Origin of the sequence: Acinetobacter sp. ANC 5414, from assembly GCF_013004295.1 — a bacterium.
In the GTDB taxonomy this organism is placed as follows: Bacteria; Pseudomonadota; Gammaproteobacteria; order Pseudomonadales; family Moraxellaceae; genus Acinetobacter.
In genome coordinates this window covers 26,783-46,885 of record NZ_JABERM010000013.1, presented here as the reverse complement: position 1 = coordinate 46,885, position 20,103 = coordinate 26,783, and the positions used below count along the sequence as shown (strand labels likewise).

15 protein-coding genes, 4 tRNA genes and 1 pseudogene are annotated in these 20,103 nt (G+C 41.9%); 9 read left to right on the top strand and 11 right to left on the bottom strand.

The annotated features are described in order from the left end of the window. Positions 1-16 precede the first annotated feature (16 nt). From HLH18_RS09310 to HLH18_RS09295, 4 genes are all read left to right on the top strand, one after another. On the top strand, positions 17-1,081 hold the full coding sequence (locus tag HLH18_RS09310; RefSeq protein ID WP_171546597.1) for a microcin C ABC transporter permease YejB: 1,065 nt from the start codon (positions 17-19) through the stop codon (positions 1,079-1,081). Beyond that, on the top strand, positions 1,081-2,094 hold the full coding sequence (locus HLH18_RS09305; protein ID WP_171546596.1) for an ABC transporter permease: 1,014 nt from the start codon (positions 1,081-1,083) through the stop codon (positions 2,092-2,094). Before HLH18_RS09310 ends, HLH18_RS09305 begins: the two co-directional genes overlap by 1 nt. Continuing rightward, positions 2,069-3,658 (top strand): ABC transporter ATP-binding protein, encoded by a 1,590-nt coding sequence (locus HLH18_RS09300; RefSeq protein ID WP_171546618.1) that lies wholly within the window; start codon positions 2,069-2,071, stop codon positions 3,656-3,658. Before HLH18_RS09305 ends, HLH18_RS09300 begins: the two co-directional genes overlap by 26 nt. 100 nt (positions 3,659-3,758) lie before the next feature. Beyond that, positions 3,759-5,003, top strand: coding sequence for an NADH:flavin oxidoreductase/NADH oxidase family protein (locus HLH18_RS09295; protein ID WP_171546595.1), 1,245 nt, complete (start codon positions 3,759-3,761; stop codon positions 5,001-5,003). 278 nt (positions 5,004-5,281) lie between these two features. Here the strand turns inward: HLH18_RS09295 and HLH18_RS09290 are convergent. From HLH18_RS09290 to pyrC, 10 genes and pseudogenes are all read right to left on the bottom strand, one after another. Then, positions 5,282-5,357, bottom strand: a tRNA-Glu gene (locus HLH18_RS09290). A gap of 12 nt (positions 5,358-5,369) precedes the next feature. Further along, a tRNA-Glu gene (locus tag HLH18_RS09285) sits at positions 5,370-5,445 on the bottom strand. 127 nt (positions 5,446-5,572) lie between these two features. Further along, positions 5,573-6,466 carry a hypothetical protein gene (locus tag HLH18_RS09280; protein WP_171546594.1) on the bottom strand — a complete coding sequence of 298 codons (894 nt, stop codon included), beginning with the start codon at positions 6,464-6,466 and terminating at the stop codon, positions 5,573-5,575. Between the two features lie 80 nt (positions 6,467-6,546). Beyond that, on the bottom strand, positions 6,547-7,965 hold the full coding sequence (locus HLH18_RS09275; RefSeq protein ID WP_171546593.1) for an amino acid permease: 1,419 nt from the start codon (positions 7,963-7,965) through the stop codon (positions 6,547-6,549). 113 nt (positions 7,966-8,078) lie between these two features. Continuing rightward, positions 8,079-8,154 (bottom strand) — tRNA-Glu (locus HLH18_RS09270). Between the two features lie 129 nt (positions 8,155-8,283). Further along, positions 8,284-8,427: pseudogene (locus HLH18_RS16325) on the bottom strand (S-methylmethionine permease); the annotation flags it as partial. Between the two features lie 133 nt (positions 8,428-8,560). After that, positions 8,561-8,725, bottom strand: coding sequence for a hypothetical protein (locus tag HLH18_RS09265; protein ID WP_171546592.1), 165 nt, complete (start codon positions 8,723-8,725; stop codon positions 8,561-8,563). Positions 8,726-9,123: 398 nt separating this feature from the next. After that, a tRNA-Glu gene (locus HLH18_RS09260) sits at positions 9,124-9,199 on the bottom strand. Between the two features lie 20 nt (positions 9,200-9,219). Then, positions 9,220-9,879 carry a ribonuclease T gene (rnt, locus tag HLH18_RS09255; protein WP_171546591.1) on the bottom strand — a complete coding sequence of 220 codons (660 nt, stop codon included), beginning with the start codon at positions 9,877-9,879 and terminating at the stop codon, positions 9,220-9,222. Next, entirely contained in the window at positions 9,864-10,898 is a 1,035-nt protein-coding gene (gene pyrC, locus HLH18_RS09250) for a dihydroorotase (RefSeq protein WP_171546590.1), read from the bottom strand. Before pyrC ends, rnt begins: the two co-directional genes overlap by 16 nt. Before the next feature lie 154 nt (positions 10,899-11,052). On the opposite strand from pyrC, the gene HLH18_RS09245 reads away from it, so the two are divergent. Further along, a complete protein-coding gene (locus tag HLH18_RS09245) occupies positions 11,053-12,312 on the top strand; it encodes a diguanylate cyclase (protein WP_171546589.1) in 1,260 nt (419 codons plus the stop codon). Between the two features lie 61 nt (positions 12,313-12,373). On the opposite strand, the gene argG is transcribed toward HLH18_RS09245, so the two are convergent. After that, positions 12,374-13,717 carry an argininosuccinate synthase gene (argG, locus tag HLH18_RS09240; protein ID WP_131286580.1) on the bottom strand — a complete coding sequence of 448 codons (1,344 nt, stop codon included), beginning with the start codon at positions 13,715-13,717 and terminating at the stop codon, positions 12,374-12,376. A gap of 501 nt (positions 13,718-14,218) precedes the next feature. Between argG and lldP the strand changes: the two genes are divergently transcribed. From lldP to dld, 4 genes are all read left to right on the top strand, one after another. After that, entirely contained in the window at positions 14,219-15,898 is a 1,680-nt protein-coding gene (gene lldP, locus HLH18_RS09235) for an L-lactate permease (protein ID WP_171546588.1), read from the top strand. 19 nt (positions 15,899-15,917) lie between these two features. Beyond that, the gene (lldR, locus tag HLH18_RS09230; RefSeq protein ID WP_171546587.1) at positions 15,918-16,661 is read left to right on the top strand and encodes a transcriptional regulator LldR; all 744 of its coding nucleotides are present in this window, start codon (positions 15,918-15,920) and stop codon (positions 16,659-16,661) included. 3 nt (positions 16,662-16,664) lie between these two features. After that, entirely contained in the window at positions 16,665-17,819 is a 1,155-nt protein-coding gene (gene lldD / locus HLH18_RS09225; RefSeq protein WP_171546586.1) for an FMN-dependent L-lactate dehydrogenase LldD, read from the top strand. Between the two features lie 450 nt (positions 17,820-18,269). Next, positions 18,270-19,967, top strand: coding sequence for a D-lactate dehydrogenase (dld, locus tag HLH18_RS09220; RefSeq protein ID WP_171546585.1), 1,698 nt, complete (start codon positions 18,270-18,272; stop codon positions 19,965-19,967). Positions 19,968-20,103: the final 136 nt, after the last annotated feature.

Genomic DNA, 20,103 nt, shown 5'->3' with positions numbered 1-20,103 from the left:
AAGGAACGTTGTTTCGATGGGCATATATATATTAAAAAGACTGCTGCTGATTATTCCGACACTGTTTTTCATTTTATTGATTAACTTTGTGGTGATTCAAATTGCACCCGGAGGTCCAGTCGAGCAAGCCATTCAACAGGCGGAAGCTTTTCAAGGTTTGGGGGCGACGGGCGGTGAAACCGCGACGGCCAAAAGCAATTATCAGGGTGCAAAAGGCTTGAGCGAAGAAATGGTCAAGAAGATTAAAGCGCAATATGGTTTTGATCAGCCTGCAACTGAACGCTTCTGGATGATGCTGAAAAGTTATGTCACTTTCGATTTTGGCACCAGTTTTTTTAAAGATAAACCTGTGACCCAATTGCTCTGGGAAAAAATGCCGGTGTCCTTGTCTTTAGGATTATGGAGCACTTTGCTGATTTATCTGGTCTCTATTCCTTTAGGCATTAAAAAAGCGCGTCAACATGGCATGCTGTTTGATAAATCCACCTCAATGTTATTGGCAATAGGTTATGCCGTACCTTCTTTTGTCTTTGCAGTTTTGCTGATTGTGTTTTTTGCTGGTGGTTCGTATTTTCAGTGGTTCCCGCTACAGGGGCTGGTTTCAGAAAACTTCAGTGAACTGAGTGTATTGGGGAAAATTAAAGATTATTTCTGGCATATGACTTTGCCTTTGCTGGCGATGGTAATCGGTGGTTTTGCCAGCCTCACATATTTGACCAAATATTCTTTTATGGAAGAATTAAACAAGCAGTATGTCCTGGCGGCGCGCTCTAAAGGCTTAACTGAATCGCGGGTGCTCTATGGTCATGTGTTCCGTAATGCGATGCTGATTGTGATTGCCGGTTTACCGGAGGCACTGATTGGTATTTTCTTTGTCGGCAACTTGTTTATTGAAATCATCTTTAATCTGGATGGTTTGGGACTACTTGGTTTTGAAGCCATTCAACAGCGTGATTATCCTGTCATTTTCGGAACCTTGTTCCTGTTTACCTTGCTGGGTTTGATTCTGCGTTTAATCAGTGATGTGTTGTATCAGGTGATTGACCCGCGCATTAATTTTGATTCGCGAGGTGCTGAATAATGTCACCTTTAATGCATGCACGCCTGAAACGCTTTCAGGAAAATAAACTCGGTTTTGGTTGTTTAATTGTTTTCACTGTCATTTTTGTATTGTCGCTGGCTTCTGAATTGATTGCCAACGATAAACCGCTTTTGGTGAGCTATGATCATTCACTTTATGTGCCGGTTTTAAAATCCTATCCGGAAACCACTTTTGGCGGAGTGTTCGAAACTGAAGCCGATTATAAAGATCCGGTGGTACAGCAACTCATCAACGATAAAGGCTGGGCAGTCTGGCCTCTAATTAAATATTCCTACCAAACGCCTAATCTGGAACTGGCAGTTCCGGTACCTTCTGCACCGACTTCCCAAAACTGGTTAGGCACCGATGATCAGGGGCGTGATGTATTGGCGCGCATTCTTTATGGTTTACGTGTATCGCTATTATTTGGCTTTGCATTAACCATTGCTTCGGCCATTCTTGGAATCGCCGTAGGGGCGATTCAGGGCTATTATGGTGGCTGGATTGATCTACTTGGTCAGCGCATTCTGGAAGTATGGGGCGGTTTACCGATGCTATTCATGGTGATGATTCTGGTCAGCATGTTTACCCCGAATGTGTACTGGCTGTTTCTGATTATGCTGTTATTCGGCTGGACCACCTTGGTGGGACTGGTTCGCGCTGAATTTTTAAAGGCACGTAATCTGGATTATGTTCGTGCCGCACGCAGTCTGGGTATGGAAGATCGAACCATTATGTTTCGTCATATCTTGCCGAATGCAATGAGTTCCAGTTTGTCACAGTTACCGTTTATGTTAACCGCCAATATCACCGCACTGACTGCATTGGATTTCTTGGGTTATGGTTTACCACCGGATGCTGCGTCTTTGGGTGAATTATTATTACAAGGCAAATCCAACCTGAATTCACCGTGGTTGGCACTCTCGGGCTTCTTTACTCTAGCCATTGTCTTATCTTTGTTGATTTATATTGGGGAGGCGACACGTGATGCATTCGATCCAAGACGCCAATAATCCAGAAACGGTATTAACTGTAGAGCATCTGAATATTCAGCATCAACAACAGGTTTTAGTGGATGACCTAAACTTTAAGCTGCATGCAGGTGAAACCATTGCCATTGTCGGTGAAAGTGGTTCCGGTAAATCGATTAGTAGTCTGGCTGTGTTGGGGCTTTTACCGAGCACCTTAAAAATAAAAGGTCAGGCTTGGCTCACACAGCAAGATCTGTTGTCACTTAAAACTGAACAGCTGCAAAAAATTCGTGGCCATAAAATTGCCATGATTTTCCAGGAACCGATGACGGCTTTAAATCCCTTGCATCGGGTCGAGAAAATTATAGGCGAAACTTTATTGCTGCAAGGTTGGTCTAAGCAAAAGACTCAGGCACGCATTATCGAATTGCTGCAAGATGTTGGCATTACAGACCCTGAAGATAAATTGCGCCGTTATCCACATGAGCTTTCCGGTGGACAGCGTCAACGCGTGATGATTGCCATGGCATTAGCCTTGGATCCGGAAATTTTGATTGCCGATGAGCCGACTACGGCTTTGGATGTGACTTTACAGGCGCAAATCTTGCATCTGCTTAAATCATTACAGCAAAGCCGAAAGATGGCGATGATCCTGATCAGTCATGACTTGAATCTGGTACGTCGCTATGCCGATCAGGTGATTGTGATGAATAAAGGCATGGTGGAAGAACAGGGCAGTGTTGCGGAAATTTTTAAAAACCCGAAACAAGCCTATACCCGCGATTTACTGAATCATGATTTTGGTGAAGCCATTCAAATTGCAGAAGCTCCCAATCTATTGGCTTTACACAAGGTCGCGGTGAAGTTTCCAATCAAGCAAGGATTGTTAAATCGGGTCAAAGATTACTTTGTGGCAGTAGAACCTTTGGATTTACAGTTAATGCAAGGTGAGTCGATTGGCATTGTCGGCGAAAGTGGTTCGGGTAAAAGCTCACTGGCTTTGGCGATTACCCGCTTGATTAAAAGTGACGGTGAAATTGTTCTGCTTGGCACTGATTTAAACCAGTGCAATGAAAAACAGTTACGACCTTTACGTGCTGAATTTCAGATTGTGTTTCAAGATCCGTTTAGCAGTTTAAATCCACGCTTAAATGTCGAGCAAACCATTGGCGAAGGATTGGGCTTAAAAAAACTGTCAGTGGCTGAAATCTCACAGCGGATAGATGAGGCCTTGGAAAAAGTCGAATTGCCGGTTTCTTTTCGAACGCGTTATCCGCATGAACTTTCGGGTGGACAACGTCAGCGTGTAGCCTTGGCACGAGCCTTGGTATTACGACCAAAGTTACTGATCCTGGATGAACCGACCTCGGCACTGGATCGCACTACGCAGCGTGCAATCGTGAAACTGTTAAGACGTTTGCAGCAGGAACATCAGATCAGTTATTTGTTTATCAGCCATGATTTACAGGTAGTCAAAGCCCTGTGCCAGAAAGTACTGGTGTTACGTCGTGCGCAGGTGATGGAATTTCAAAGTACTGAACAGCTGTTTTTACATCCACAAACTGAATATACCCGGCAATTAATTGAAGCCAGTCAGTACGTTTAAATTTACTGACACGTCATATTGTCAGAATAGTCATTGACGGATTGCAGAATAAGTTTAGGGTATTAAAGCTAAATAAATACAAATAAATCAGGATTGAAATATGAGCCATCTTGCTGAAGCGACCACGATTCGAAATACCCCTTTTAAAAATAGAATTATCAAAGCCGCGATGAGTGAAGCCTTGGCAAATGATGCGGGTCAGCCGAGCCAGTTACATTTTAATCTCTATGAAGCCTGGGCCAAAGGTGGCTTGGGTTGTGCGATTACTGGGAATGTAATGGTGGACTTTCGCGCCAAAAATGAACCGGGTGTGGTTGTCATTGAATCAGAGCGTGATTTGGCTCAACTGAAGCAATGGGCAGAAGTTGGTAAACAACATGGCATGGTACAGCTGATTCAATTGTCCCATCCGGGTCGCCAGTGTCCTAAAGGTTTAAATAAAGAAACCGTTGCACCATCGGCGGTGCCTTTTTCTCCGATGCTTGCGACAACCTTTGGTACACCGCGTCAATTACGTGAAGATGAAATCCTGGACATTATTCAGCGTTTTGCCACTTCTGCCCAAATCTGTGAAAAAGCCGGTTTTGAAGGCGTGCAGTTGCATGGTGCACATGGTTATCTCATCAGTCAGTTTTTATCGCCCTTGACCAATAAACGTCAGGATCAATGGGGCGGTCCGATTGAAAACCGTATGCGCTTCCTGTTAGAAATTTATAAAGCGGTACGTGCGGTCACTTCGGATCAATTTATCATTTCAGTCAAACTTAATTCAGCTGATTTCCAACGCGGTGGCATTGCCGAAGATGAAGTGGTTGCAGTCTTTAAAGCGATTGATGCAGCAGGAATCGATCTGATCGAGATTTCTGGCGGTACTTATGAAGCACCAGCCATGGCAGGCGCTAAAGCAGATAAACGTAAAGTCAGTACCATTGCCCGTGAAGCATATTTCCTCGATTTTGCCGAGCAGATTCGTCAACAAGTGAAATGCCATTTAATGGTGACAGGTGGCTTTCGTACGGTAGAGGGCATGAATGCGGCACTCGACAGTGGCGCGTGTGATTTTATTGGGATCGCCCGTCCATTGGCAGTGGAAACGGATTTAACCGATCGATTGATTGCTGGGCATGATGTGCGTTATGCAGTGGATAAAATTAAAACCGGTATTCCGATGGTCGATAAAATGGCGATTATGGAAATTATCTGGTATGCCGCGCAGTTTAAAGATATCGCGCAAGGCAAACGTCCAAATCCCAAATTGTCACCGCTAAAAGTTTTCTTTAAATATGCCAAAGGCAATATCACCGCAATGATTAAAGGACAGATTAATTCACGTCGTAGTGCGTAGCTTTTACTACCACGCTTTAGCCCCATAAGATTGAAAAACTCTATAGCAGACCATTGTCCTTTCTCGAATATAGCTTGAAGGACTGGTCTGTTTTTTTTTATGGGATGTTTTTAAAGAGCATCATCTTTTTTATAAAAAAATTCAGAGAAAAATGGTGATAGTTTTACGATCTTGAGAATACAAAATAGAAAGCGGTTTTGGATTTATAATATTTAAAAACAAAAAAGCCTGATTCATGATGATCAGGCTTTTTTGTTAAGATTTTTCAATCCCGAATATGGCGACCCTACGGGGATTCGAACCCCGGTTACCGCCGTGAAAGGGCGATGTCCTAGGCCTCTAGACGATAGGGTCATCTATATGAATTGGCGTCCCCACGGGGATTCGAACCCCGGTTACCGCCGTGAAAGGGCGATGTCCTAGGCCTCTAGACGATGGGGACGTTTCAGAGGTGGGCGTATAATAGGGTGGATATGACACCCTGTCAAACCTTTTTCAGCGATAATCTTTAAAAACCCAGTCAAGTGAATAAAAATAAAACAAATAGGTGAAATATACTTTGAAATGCCCTATTTTTTGCATGCTAAGGCATCCACGATGCTTTTGATGACAGCGGGATGTTGTAAATAGCCGGTAATGCTGTGGGGATTATGAATGAGTGTCGTAATCATTTGGTTAATAATGGGGGGATCAAAATCAAAAGGGGGTTCGGATAAGGGAAAAGCTGTTAAAAAGTCTTCAGGTGAATAGAAGTTGAACCAATCGCCTTGGAGCTGGGGGGGGCTGGAAATAGGGGGAATCAGTTTTTCCTGGATGACTTTAAAAGCCAAGGGGGAACCTAATGTAATAAAGCGCTGGATTTTAAAATTTGTGAATTGATGCAGCAGGTTGTAAGTAATCACAGATCCTAATGAATGCGCCACGATAATGTGATCTGGTTCCGGATGAAGGTAAGACATGATTCTATGATGAACTTCATGCATAAAATCTGGATTGGAGAGGTACAAGTAAGTTTCGATTAGAAATTTATGAATCAGGGTTTCATGCAATTTGGGATAATGATTTAGGAACAGGGATAATTCCCTGAATGCATGGTCTTTGGTGAGTGCCGAAATAACAGATAAGCGCTGAGTAAATGATTCAGAATGTTCTGGATTAAATGTAGGCAATGCATGGATGCAAGGTTGATGTTCTTGGACAATACAGCTGCTCTGTCCCAAGTGAAAGGGAAGATGCAGGTGTGAGATTGATTTTGGTAAAAATGTTTCTAAGTCCAAGCTGTTATATAAGTGATGTTTACTGAGTAAATCCCCATAAAAGGGAAATCGGATCTCCAGAGATTTTAGGTCAATATCGAGATGTGAATTATTTAAACCAGACTGAAATGCAGTTAACCAATGTTGTTTTAATGAAGCTTGATCATAATTCTGTTGATTCATGCCGTGAATAAAAATGATTTTCATGCCGGATCAGATTTTTATAGATGTCATTGTCTTTATTTAGCTTAAAAAAAAGAGTGGTACTTGACCACTCTTTTTATGTGTTAGTTTTGCTTTCGATAGAAAACATAGTAACTGAGATAACACGCTGCAATAAAGATTAAACAGCCGATAAAGCCCGGTAGCATTTCAGGGTCAGTTGCCATACTGATACAGGTAATAAAACAGAATACAAAACCTAAGATTGGCACAATTGGAAACAGGGGTGCGGCAAAGCCCAATTCTTTTGCAGTATGACCTGCTTTATACCACTGACGACGGAAATTGAACTGGCTCAAGCAAATGCTCATCCAAACCACAACCATGGTAAATGCAGCCACACCTAGCAAGTTTTTGAAGATAGTTTCAGGTGCAAACTGTTCTGACAGTAAACCCGGTAAGGCACCCAGCATGGTAACCATAATCGCAATAAATGGAATGCCACGATGGTTCACTTTGGAGAATACAGCAGGTAATTGTTTTTTGTCAGATAAAGACCACATCATACGTGAAGCGGCATATAAACCGGAGTTGGCTGCTGACAAAAGCGCAGTGATAATCACAAAGCGAATAATATCTTCTGCATGCGGAATACCAATATAGGTAAATACCGTCACGAATGGACTGCTACTGACACCTTCAGCACCTAATCCTGCCATCTGATGTGGCAACAGCGCACTAATCACCACAATGGTACCGACAAAGAAGATTAACAATCGCCAGATCGCGGCATTGATGGCTTTAGGGACATTCTTGGCTGGGTCTTTGGTTTCACCGGCAGCAACACCAATCAGTTCTGTACCTGAGAAGGCAAAGTTCACAATCAGCATGGTTGCGAAAATAGGAAACAAGCCTTGAGGGAACCAGCCTTGAGCGGTCAGGTTGCTGAATAAAGGCGCAGAGGTGTGACCTTGGAAAGAAAGAATCCCGAAAATCCCCAATAAGCCTAGAATAATGAAGCTAATCACGGTCACGACTTTGACCAAGGATAGCCAAAATTCAGATTCAGCAAAGAGTTTGGTTGAACTCATATTGAGTCCAAAAACAATCGCTGCAAAAACAATAGTCCAGATCCAGACCGAAATTTGCGGAAACCATTCCTGCATCAGCAAGGCTGCGGCAGTAAATTCGGTTCCCAGGGTGGCAGTCCAGGTGAGCCAATATAGCCAGGTAACCATATAGCCCGTACCCGGACCAATGTATCTGCGTGCATAGGTACCAAAAGAACCCGATTCGGGCATATGCACCGCAAGTTCGCCCAAGCAAAGCATTACAGCATAGGCAATTAAACCGCCTAATACATAGGAGATGATGGCACCTACAGGCCCCGTTTGTGCAATGACTTCACCCGAACCTAAAAACAAACCTGTTCCGATTGCGCCACCAAGCGAAATCATAACCAGGTGTCGAGTACTCATAGCGCGTTTTAAAGGCGCAGAATTGCCCTGATGCGAAGCATCATTCGGAGTATGAGATGACTGCATAAGAGAAAAATGAAAAAGAGAAATGAAGCGAGCTATTGTAGTGAAAAACTACAAATCTGCAATGTAATAATGAGAAGTATTGGAGCTTGAATGATCGTATAGCACGATATATATGGCGACCCTACGGGGATTCGAACCCCGGTTACCGCCGTGAAAGGGCGATGTCCTAGGCCTCTAGACGATAGGGTCGTTAGGAGGTGATGCGTATATTATGGATTTTTAATGGGGCTGTCAAACCTGTAATTGCATTATTTTTAAAATATTGAATTGATTGCATAAAAAATGACAAATCGACATAAAAAAAAGCGCAGTTTAAAACTGCGCTTCATTCAGAAATAAACCGGTACCGATTGCATCACTCAGGGAGAGCATAATGAGATGACGTTTGGTCTTGGCTCTTTTTAACGAGCTGGTTTGTCCCTCGGCAGCTGAATGCTGTGAAGGTTGTATAGGAGATTGCATAATTTAGAAAAAGAGTTGAAAGAATTATTTTAATTGTTGATTGAGTGAATATTCACATAAATCATTTTTTCTGACTCATTACTAAATTTAATAAGAAAACTAGATGAATGAAAAGAATAACTTAATGCATCCTTTAATGATCTGGGGTCTGGTATTTTTGCGATTGTTCTTGTGCCGGTACTTGTTTAGGTGCTGCAGAGGAAGATTCTTTGGCATGCTCTGCATCTTTGCTGGCAAGATAAATATATACAGCTGAAGGGAGCAGAATCATTAAAACAATAAAAACTTTTTTCAACATAATCGAGGCAGTATTGATGGGGGAGACGGTAACGTTAGCATGCAAACTGACATAAAAAAAAGAGCACCGATGTGCTCGGGAGTTAAACTTTTAAGATTAGAACTAAAAAGTAATATCAGTCATAAATTGATGACCGATTTCAGAACTAATGTTTCATCATTATTTACAGGTTATGCCGGTTTTTCATATTGTTGACTATCCTCTTGAATATGCGAGTCAAGTCTTTAGCAATTGGAATATGGCTTCAAAAGTTAAAATAAAATGACAGCTATTTTAATCAAATATTTTAATAAAAATTAAAATAATCAATAGCATAGATAGGGTGTTGAGCAATATAGTGAAATCTAAAGCATAGAATGCTTTTAAGCAATTGGATTAAAGCGAGAAGAAAGAATAGATGGCGTCCCTACGGGGATTCGAACCCCGGTTACCGCCGTGAAAGGGCGATGTCCTAGGCCTCTAGACGATAGGGACGTTTAGAAGATGGCGGTATCTTATTGATCCGCCACCAGAGTGTCAAGTAGGTGAGGTGCGAGTTTGTTCAAAATATAGCAAAACAGTTCCGCAGTCTTTTGAGTATCGTATAAAGCAGAGTGTGCTTCCTTACCATCGAACTCAATTCCAGCGTGAATACACGATTTTGCCAGTACGGTTTGACCAAACATGACTGCACTTAAAGTCACGGTATCGAACACCGAAAAACTGTGGAATGGATTTTGATTTTTAGTTCCGGTACGCGCAATGGCTGCTTGTACAAAACCGAGATCGAAATGTGCATTATGACCGACTAAAACTGCATGGGTACAATTCTGCTGGCGACGAACTTCATTTACAGATTTAAAAATACGTTTTAAGGCATTTTTTTCATCTTCAGCCATGGCCATACGCATAGGATTAAATGGGTCAACCCCAATAAAATCGAGTGAGCGACGGTCTAAATTAGCCCCTTCAAAAGGATTAATATGTGCGTGATGGGCTTGGCCAGGCACAAATAGACCTTCTTCATTATAAATGATGGGGATTGCTGCAATTTCCAATAAGGCATCGGTCTGTGAGTTAAAACCTGCTGTCTCGACATCGACAACAACAGGTAGAAATCCACGGAAACGCTGACCAATTATTGGTTGGGTTTCATCTGTCACACTTTTCTCCATTGGATGGTATTACCCGCATATAGGGGGATAATTTTTTCACCATCCAAGTAGTCTAAACTTGTCGGAATAACTTGCTCTTCTTTAACCAAGGTAATGGTGTTGGTATTACGCGGCAGACCATAGAAGTCAGCACCGAAGTGGCTGGCAAAACCTTCCAGACGGTCAATTTTACCGACTTGGTCAAAAGCTTGAGCATATAATTCAATTGCGGTAGGCGCACTATAACAACCCGCACAGCCACATGCATTTTCTTTGGCATTTTTTGAATGCGGCGCGCTGTCTGTACCCAGGAAGAACTTAGGATTCGAGCTGGTTGCCACTTCAAGTAAAGTTTGCTGATGGGTTTGACGTTTCAAAATCGGCAAACAATAGAAATGCGGTTTTATACCACCCACAAGCATATCATTACGGTTAAACAATAAATGCTGTGGAGTAATGGTTGCAGCAACATTGCGGTCTTGTTCGAGTACAAAATGTGCAGCTTCACTGGTGGTGATATGTTCTAGCACCAGTTTAAGCTTAGGGAACTGTTTTAAGAGCGGAGAAAGGACTTCATCCAGGAAGCGTTTTTCACGATCGAAAATATCAACATGGTTATGAGTGACTTCACCATGAAGCAGTAAAGGGACTTGATGCTCTTCAAGCTGTTCGATCACAGCATAAACTTTACGAATATCGCTGACACCATTGTCTGAATTTGTGGTTGCACCAGCAGGGTATAGCTTGATGGCATTGACATGTTCAGATTCTTTTATTTTTTTAACTTCGTCTGGTTTGGTGAAGTCCGTAAAGTAAAGCACCATACGTGGATCAAATGAAACACCTTCAGGTACATGTGCCAAAATACGTTCACGATAAGCAATCGCTTCTTCAACTGTTTTCACAGGAGGAACAGTGTTTGGCATACAGATTGCGCGTGCAAACTGGTTGGCTAAATCGGGAACCGTACGTTTTAAAGCAAGACCATCACGAAGGTGAGCGTGCCAATCATCTGGCTGGAGAAGAGTGATTGTATTCAAGGCCATTTCAATCAAGAAAATAAAACAAATGATAATCCATAAAGTGTGAAAATGGTAACGAGAATTAAAGACAAATGGCGATATATATTTAAATATTAATAATAAAATTGTGTTACTTTTAAGTAACTAAAAAATAACTACATAATGCTTGCGAATGGAATACAAGTATAATCTGGCTAAATTACAGTACGATAAAGAAAAAGTAGAAGAACTGATTACGCAGCAAAGTCGCCGTGTAGGGCAAGTTTTTCCAAAAAAATTAGAACAGGAATTTTGGTCTAAAAATTTAGAACGCGCGCGTAAACATATTGAAAAATACCTCTGGGGAGGTGTTTTAAGCTATTTTGTTTTTATGGTGGTCATGATTCCAAGTGACTACTGGATTATCGACCAGCAATATTTCGTCCATGATTTTGTGCAAACCATGTTGGCATTGGTAAACGGTGGTTTATGTTTGCTGGCTTTATTCTTCTTTGCTTATTTCCCTAAACTGCGTCCATATTTTGCTCACGCCGCGATGGTGGTCAAATTCTGGGCCATTGTTTCCATGTCATGGTTGACCGTGACGGTTGAAACGGTTGCGCTACAGCATCAAGCCATGGCGATCTTATGTATTATTTATATTCTTGGTTATATTCTGACTGGGGTAAAACCATTTCACATGTTGATGACAGGCATGTCAGCAGCAATGTTCACCATTGTATTATTTTTAGGGTTGCATGTTGCTTTTGATGCGATGGTGCTGGGGCGTATTCTTACTGGAAGCTGTGTACTGGGTTATGTAATTAGTCATATGATTTTTGCACGTGAGCGGATGATTTATTTGTATTCAATGCGGGCCAGAATTAGTGAAAAAATTCACCGCATTCATAATTCAGAATTGCTGCATTTGAGTCAGAACGATCAACTGACGAAAATTTCAAATCGTCGTACTTTCGATGAAATGATGGAAGTTTTTTATCAGCAAACTCGTCTAGACCACACTTCTTTATCCATTTTGTTTATAGATGTAGATTTTTTTAAAAACTATAATGATTTTTACGGTCATCAAAAAGGTGATGACGTTATTTTTTCGATTGCTAAATCCATTAAAGGCGCCATTCGGCATATGGATTTTGTGGCGCGTTATGGTGGCGAAGAATTTGTGGTGTTGTTGCCTGAGACCGATGCACATGGTGCATATGCGGTTGCATCGAATATTTTTAAGGCAGTAGAGCGTCTGGAAATTCCACATGCCAAATCCTCGGTGTCGAGCTATATCACGATTAGTTTGGGGATTGCAGTTTATCGTTGGGAAAATGAAATAAGCAAAGAAGAAGTACTCAAGATTGCCGATCAAGCTTTATATCGGGCTAAACAACTTGGGCGAAACCAGATTTATTATCAATCTATTCGTGCGTCAAATATTGCTTAAAGACCCAAAATTTAGTCATAAAAAAACCGCCTATATGGCGGTTTTTTGACATCAAACAAACTTATTTGTTTTTGTCTTTTAATTGAGGCACTGCAGAACTTGTACCCACAGCAAGAAGACCTGCATTGGTATAGATGCCAAGTTTCGCACGTGTATCTGTAATGTCCAGGTTACGCATGGTTAACTGACCAATACGGTCCATAGGCGTAAACATAGAATCACCTTTCTCCATGGTCAAACGCTCAGCTTCATAAGTGAGGTTTTCAGATTCAGTGTTCATGATGGTGAAGTCATTACCACGACGAAGTTCTAAAGTCACAGTACCTGTGATTGCTTTAGCAACCCAACGTTGAGCAGTTTCACGAAGCATTAATGCTTGAGAATCGAACCATCGACCTTGGTACAATAAACGACCTAAACGTAAACCGTTGATACGGTATTGTTCAATGGTGTCTTCGTTATGAATACCCGTTACAAGACGTTCGTAAGTGATATGAAGAAGTGCCATACCTGGTGCTTCATAGATCCCACGAGATTTCGCTTCGATGATACGGTTTTCAATTTGATCCGACATACCTAGACCATGACGACCACCGATTCGGTTCGCTTCAAGAATCAATTCAACCGGATTGTCAAAACGTTGGCCGTTCAATGCAACTGGCGTACCTTCTTCAAAAGTCACAGATACAAGTTCCGGTTTAACCTCAACTTCTTCTTTCCAGAATGCAACGCCCATGATTGGGTCTACGATTTTGATGCCGGCATCAAGATATTCAAGATCTTTGGCTTCGTGAGTCGCACCCAACATGTTTGAGTCAGTTGAGTATGCTTTCTCTTTTGACATTTTATAGTCAAAGCCGTTGTCGATTAAGAATTGCGACATTTCGGCACGACCACCTAACTCATCAATAAACGTTTGGTCTAACCAAGGTTTATAGATTTTAAGGTTCGGGTTGGTCAGCAAACCATAACGGTAGAAACGTTCAATGTCGTTACCCTTATAAGTTGAACCGTCACCCCAGATGTTTACATCGTCTTCTTTCATTGCGGTAACAAGCATGGTACCTGTTACTGCACGACCCAATGGAGTCGTATTGAAATAAGGAACACCACCAGTGCTGATATGGAATGCGCCACATTGAATTGCAGCAATACCTTCAAGTGCAAGCTGTAAGCGGCAGTCAACCAAACGCGCTTTTACTGCGCCATACGCTTCAGCTTTCTTAGGGATTGCATCGTAGTCATCTTCATCAGGTTGACCTAAATTTGCTGTATAAGCATAAGGTTCTGCGCCTTTTTGTTTCATCCACAAAAGGGCAGCTGAAGTATCTAGACCACCAGAGAAGGCAATACCTACTTTTTTGCCTACGGGTACATTCTGCAAGATTGTTGCATTATCAGTCATTGCTAGTCCTAACTATTTTGAAATAGGCACCACGTATATTGGTGGCCAAGGAGAATTTTGAATGAAGATATTGTAACACCTTTCAAAGCGCAAGTTTTTGCAAAAAAAAAGCAAAATTCAAAAAATCGCTAAAATTTTATTCAATTCATTTAAAAAATAAATAAAGATAAATCAGCTTGAAAAGCTGAATTTATCGCGAGCATAAGACCAAAGTTATAGGTGAATAATTCAATTTTATTAAATCTATGAATTTAAATTAAATTTGTAAATTGAAAAAAATCAAAATACTTTAAAAATGAGAATAAATTAATCAAAAAATCATTAAATTGGTCATACCAATATTGTTTATTAAATTAATTGTTGATCTTTATTTCGACATTAATTAGCATAATTAGCTATGAAAGATCTCTGCTGGTCTGGATTTAATTAAATTGGTCATACCAAAATTGTTTGTAGGGATGATCAAAGCTCGATATTAAGTCGCTTAAGCATTTCAAGGAGATGAAAATGCTTCAACAATGGCAACAAATTTATGATCCTATGGGCAATATCTGGATCTCAAGCGCGATTGCACTGATTCCCATTGTATTTTTCTTCCTCGCACTGGCGGTGTTTCGGATGAAGGGTAGTGTAGCGGGCACCATTACCGTCGCTCTCGCATTCTTGGTTTCATTATTTTTATATGACATGCCATTGCCGATGGCGCTTTCATCAATGGTTTACGGCTTCTTTTATGGTCTTTGGCCGATTGCCTGGATCATCATTGGCGCAGTTTTCCTCTACAAGGTTTCAGTAAAAACGGGCCAGTTTGACATCATCCGTTCTTCAATTTTATCGATTACAGAAGACCAGCGCTTACAAATGCTGTTGGTCGGTTTTGCCTTCGGTACCTTTTTGGAAGGTGCAGCAGGCTTTGGTGCACCGGTCGCAATTACCGCGGCATTATTGGTGGGGCTTGGCTTTAAACCATTGTATGCGGCAGGGCTGTGTTTGATTGTAAATACTGCGCCTGTAGCATTTGGTGCAATGGGGATTCCAATCATTGTTGCAGGTCAGGTTTCAGGTGTAGATACCCTAGAAATTAGCCAAATGGTCGGTCGTCAATTGCCCCTTATGGTACCAATCGTGTTGATCTGGATCATGGCAATTATGGATGGCTGGCGCGGTGTCAAAGAAACCTGGCCTGCGATTTTAGTCGGTGGCGGTTCTTTTGCGCTGGCCCAATATTTAACATCGAATTTTGTCGGTCCTGAATTACCCGATATTACCGCTGCGATTGCTTCATTGGTGAGTTTGACTGTATTGCTGAAATTTTGGCAGCCAAAACACATTTTCCGTTTTGAAAATGAAGATCCGGCCAATTTAAACAGTAATGTAAATATAGACCTCAGCAATCAACCGAAATATTCCTTGGGTCAAATTGCCAAAGCATGGTCTCCATTTGCAGTCTTAACTGCGATGGTCACGGTCTGGAGTATCAAACCGTTTAAAGATTTATTTGCTAAAGATGGTGCGCTCAATGATTTGGTGATTTCGATCAAAGTGCCTTATTTGCACCAATTGATTCAAAAATTACCGCCTGTAGTGCCTGAAGCGAAAGATTACGATGCGATCTATAAATTTGATTGGCTCTCTGCAACCGGGACGGCAATCATGATTGCTGCAGTCATTACCATCATTTATTTAAAAATGAAGCCGAAAGAAGCAGTGGTGACTTTCGCTGAAACAGTCAATGAATTGAAAACCCCGATTTATTCGATTGGTATGGTGTTGGCTTTTGCATTCATTGCCAACTATTCAGGTTTATCTGCGACTTTGGCATTGGCACTGGCACATACCGGTCAGGCCTTTACCTTCTTCTCGCCATTTTTGGGCTGGGTCGGGGTATTTCTCACAGGTTCAGATACTTCTGCAAATGCATTGTTCTCAGCTTTGCAAGCAACGACGGCTCAGCAAATTGGGGTGCCGGAAGTCTTACTGGTGGCAGCCAATACCAGTGGTGGGGTCACAGGTAAAATGATTTCGCCACAATCCATCGCCATTGCATGTGCGGCGGTAGGGCTTGTAGGCAAAGAATCAGATTTATTCCGATTTACGGTAAAACATAGTATTAGCTTTACAGTCATGATTGGTATTATCGTGACATTACAAGCTTACGTATTCCCGTGGATGATTCCGTAACTACGGACAAGGAAAATAAATGAAAGTCTCCGACCAAGTTGTACAACGCTTACGCTTATTGATCGAACAAAGCAATATGCAAGTCGGAGAACGTTTGCCTGCAGAACGTAAACTCTGTGAGCAATTGGGTGTGTCGCGAAGTTCTTTACGCGAAGCGATTCAACAATTGAGCAGTATCGGCATTTTGTTGAGTAAAGCCGGTGCGGGGACCTATTTACAACAGCTTCCCGCAACGTGGTCACAGCACCAAATTGTAGAACCCTTGTCAAACTTGATGCATCAAGACCCTGAGTATCGTTTTGATGTGCAAGAAGCGCGTATGGTGCTTGAGGGGGGAACGGCCTGGTATGCGGCACAGCGTGCCACGCCAGCAGATTTAGAAAATATTCGTCAATGCTATGAACAGATCAATCATTTTCAGGTGCTTGGTGATGATGCTCAAGCCGCTATTGCGGATGCCAAGTTTCATCTGGCAATTGCAGAAGCTTCACACAATTTGGTGCTGATTCAGATGATGCGTGGTCTGTTCGATTTATTGCAATACAACGTGATGCTCGGTCGACGCAAAGTTTATACCGCACCACGCCATTTTGAACAGTTGCATGATCAGCACTTACAAGTGATGAATGCAATTGTAGGTCAAGACCCGGAAGCTGCACGAAAGGCTGTCTGTGGGCATATTGAATTTGTAGTTCAACAGGTACGTTTGATTGATGAAGAAGAAGCTCGTCGTCAGCGTGCGAGTCGATTAAATAGGATCTAAGTTATGATTATTTCTTCTGCAAATGACTATCGCGAAGCTGCGAAACGTCGTTTACCGCCATTCTTGTTTCACTACATTGATGGTGGAGCATATGCGGAATATACCTTAAAACGTAATATAGAAGATCTATCAAAAATTGCCTTACGTCAGCGTGTTTTAAACGACATGTCGGAACTAAGCTTAGAAACCAAATTGTTCAATGAAACCTTGTCGATGCCTGTGGCTTTATCGCCAGTAGGATTGACCGGGATGTATGCACGCCGTGGTGAAGTCCAAGCCGCAGTAGCAGCAGATCAAAAAGGCATTCCTTTTACCTTGTCGACGGTTTCAGTCTGTCCTATTGAAGAAGTGGCACCTGCCATCCAGCGTCCAATGTGGTTCCAGTTGTATGTGTTACGTGACCGTGGCTTTATGAAAAATGCCTTGGAACGTGCCAAAGCTGCAGGTTGTTCAACCCTTGTATTTACCGTGGATATGCCAGTACCCGGTGCACGTTACCGTGATGCGCATTCAGGCATGAGTGGGCCAAATGCTGCAATGCGTCGTTATATGCAATCCTGCTTACATCTGCAATGGGCTTGGGATGTCGGTTTGCATGGCCGTCCACATGACTTGGGTAATATTTCAAAATATTTAGGCAAACCGACTGGGCTTGAAGATTATATTGGCTGGTTAGGCAATAATTTCGATCCATCTATTTCGTGGAAAGACTTGGAGTGGATTCGTGAGTTCTGGGATGGATCGATGGTCATCAAAGGCATTTTAGATCCTGAAGATGCTAAAGATGCGGTGCGTTTTGGCGCGGATGGTATTGTGGTATCGAATCATGGTGGACGTCAGTTGGATGGGGTTTTATCCAGTGCTCGTGCTTTACCTCCGATTGCCGATGCTGTGAAAGGCGAGATTAAAATTTTGGCTGATTCAGGCATCCGTAACGGTTTAGATGTGGTGCGTATGCTGGCCTTGGGCGCGGATACCTGCATGTTGGGGCGTGCCTTTGTTTATGCTCTAGGTGCAGCAGGTGGTGCAGGTGTTTCAAATTTACTTGATCTGATTGATAAAGAAATGCGTGTAGCCATGACGCTAACAGGTGCAAAAACAATTGCAGATATTACGTCTGATTGTTTGGTGAAGCTGAATAGAGAATTGACTGAGTGATGATCTATTCGAACTCTTTTTTGAAAAGAATGAGTTCTCCTCTTTATTAAAGAGGGGGTAGGGAAGATTTTGAGAGTTTATAAATTCTAAATTCCAGAAGAATGGCTCCGCTTTTTTTAGTTTTTCTCCAAGTATTTGTTAATCCTATACATAGGAAATTCAAACAAGACGAGTTTAGGCGGAGTCTTATCTTGAAAAAGCAAATACTTGGAGCTCAGCTGTTACTTTGGTTTCGCCCAAAGTAACCAAAGGCATTTGTCATCCGTTGAACTCGTCAAATAACAAAACGAATGAATCTCTCGCAGAAACATTGAAACTCCTATTTTAGTCTGCCTCAAACAGCAACGGATGACTTTTTCGCGTATCAAATATTAGTTATGACGTTATTTTTAAAGCGTATTAAAAAGAGCGGTGAATAGCTCAAAAGGACTTTAGAAAAGGATTGGAAATATGTTCACGCAATCAGCTGCACCGCACACCATTCAAAAACTCATTAATATTGTCGGTAAGCAGTATGTACTGACAGATGACAATGATACCCGTTTATACCGTCAAGGTCGTCGCTATGGCTCAGGGCAAGTGCTTGCCGTTGTTGCACCCGGATCTTTAGTTGAACAATGGCAAGTTTTGCAAACTGCTGTTCAGGCAGATTGTATTGTGATTATGCAGGCGGCCAATACTGGACTCACGGGTGGATCGACTCCTTTTGGCGATGATTATGATCGTCCAGTCATTTTAATGAGTACACGTCGTTTAGCGGGTATCCAAGTCATTAATAACGGTAAACAAGTCATTTGCTTACCTGGTGCAACCCTGGATAAGCTTGAAAAGGAACTTGCTCCTTTTAATCGTGAACCACATTCAGTCATTGGTTCTTCCTGTATTGGAGCCTCGGTTTTAGGTGGGGTTTGCAATAATTCGGGTGGAGCTTTGGTTCGTCGTGGACCTGCCTATACTGAACTGGCACTCTATGCACGAGTGAATGATTCAGGACAGCTCGAACTGGTCAATCATTTAGGCGTAAATCTAGGTTCAATGCCAGAAGAAATTTTATCCAGATTAGAAAATCAGCAATATCAGGTGAATGATATTCTGCATGATTCCAAGTGCTGCGCCTCAGATCAGCATTATGCACATGATGTCACGCAGGTCGATGAAAATACCCCGGCACGATTCAATGCAGATCCATCGCGTTTGTTTGAAGCTTCCGGTTCGGCAGGTAAAGTTTGTGTTTTCGCTGTGCGTCTGGATACTTTTGAAAAAATTCTGAGTCAGGTCTTTTATGTCGGAACCAATACCCAAGATGATTTAACCGCGATTCGCCGTTTTCTACTCACTAATTTAGCGCGCTTGCCGATTGCGGGGGAGTATATTCACCGTGTGGCTTATGACATTGGTGCTGAATATGGCAAAGATACTTTCATGTTCATTGAAAAGTTTGGTACAGCTAAAGTGCCTGCTGCTTTTGCCATGAAAGATAAAGTCGATGGCTACTTGGAAAAAATCGGCATGAAAGGGTTGTCAGATAAAATTCTGCAACTGGTGAGCAAATTTTTACCTTCGCATTTGCCAAAACGAATGAATGAATTTCGTGATTTGTATGAACATCATCTGGTGCTGCGTATCGAAAATCAGGATGTGGAACAGGTTCAGCAATTTTTAAAACAATATTTTGCTTCTCACAGCACTGGAAATTATTTCCTGTGTAGCGAAGAAGAAGGACGTAAAGCCTTTCTTCACCGTTTTGCCGTAGCGGGAGCAGCCATTCGTTATCGCGATACGCATCGCAGTGAAGTTGAAGATATTGTGGCCTTGGATATTGCCTTACGCCGTAATGACCGTGAATGGGTAGAAACTTTGCCCAAGGAAATGGATGATCTGATGATTCATAAACTGTATTACGGTCATTTTTTATGTCATGTGTTCCATCAGGATTATATTGTGAAAAAAGGGGTAGACCCAATCGCAATGGAACATCAAATGTGGCATTTACTGGATGAACGTGGCGCAGAATATCCTGCTGAACATAATGTTGGACATTTATATGTGGCCAAACCGGCTTTAAAACATCATTATCAAAAGCTGGATCCAACCAATAGTTTCAATGTCGGCATTGGTCATACCTCTAAATTAAAACATTGGCATTGATGGCTAAGATCAAAATAATTTTTAAAAAGGTGCAGTTTCTAAACGGCACTTTTTTTTGCTGAATTGACTGTTTCGTCAGACAATGTTGAAAAGATGTCATAAACAAAATGCTAAAAATAGGTAAAGTAGGATGCAA

Excerpts from the sequence above, each read along its gene's own strand:
- HLH18_RS09305 (WP_171546596.1), top strand. The coding sequence starts at position 1,081 with ATGTCACCTTTAATGCATGCACGCCTGAAACGCTTTCAGGAAAATAAA.
- HLH18_RS09310 (WP_171546597.1), top strand. The coding sequence starts at position 17 with ATGGGCATATATATATTAAAAAGACTGCTGCTGATTATTCCGACACTG.
- lldP (WP_171546588.1), top strand. The coding sequence starts at position 14,219 with ATGAAAATGCTTCAACAATGGCAACAAATTTATGATCCTATGGGCAAT.
- HLH18_RS09280 (WP_171546594.1), bottom strand. The coding sequence starts at position 6,466 with ATGAAAATCATTTTTATTCACGGCATGAATCAACAGAATTATGATCAA.
- lldD (WP_171546586.1), top strand. The coding sequence starts at position 16,665 with ATGATTATTTCTTCTGCAAATGACTATCGCGAAGCTGCGAAACGTCGT.
- HLH18_RS09295 (WP_171546595.1), top strand. The coding sequence starts at position 3,759 with ATGAGCCATCTTGCTGAAGCGACCACGATTCGAAATACCCCTTTTAAA.
- dld (WP_171546585.1), top strand. The coding sequence starts at position 18,270 with ATGTTCACGCAATCAGCTGCACCGCACACCATTCAAAAACTCATTAAT.
- rnt (WP_171546591.1), bottom strand. The coding sequence starts at position 9,879 with ATGGAGAAAAGTGTGACAGATGAAACCCAACCAATAATTGGTCAGCGT.
- HLH18_RS09265 (WP_171546592.1), bottom strand. The coding sequence starts at position 8,725 with ATGTTGAAAAAAGTTTTTATTGTTTTAATGATTCTGCTCCCTTCAGCT.
- HLH18_RS09245 (WP_171546589.1), top strand. The coding sequence starts at position 11,053 with ATGGAATACAAGTATAATCTGGCTAAATTACAGTACGATAAAGAAAAA.
- HLH18_RS09275 (WP_171546593.1), bottom strand. The coding sequence starts at position 7,965 with ATGCAGTCATCTCATACTCCGAATGATGCTTCGCATCAGGGCAATTCT.
- argG (WP_131286580.1), bottom strand. The coding sequence starts at position 13,717 with ATGACTGATAATGCAACAATCTTGCAGAATGTACCCGTAGGCAAAAAA.
- lldR (WP_171546587.1), top strand. The coding sequence starts at position 15,918 with ATGAAAGTCTCCGACCAAGTTGTACAACGCTTACGCTTATTGATCGAA.
- HLH18_RS09300 (WP_171546618.1), top strand. The coding sequence starts at position 2,069 with ATGCATTCGATCCAAGACGCCAATAATCCAGAAACGGTATTAACTGTA.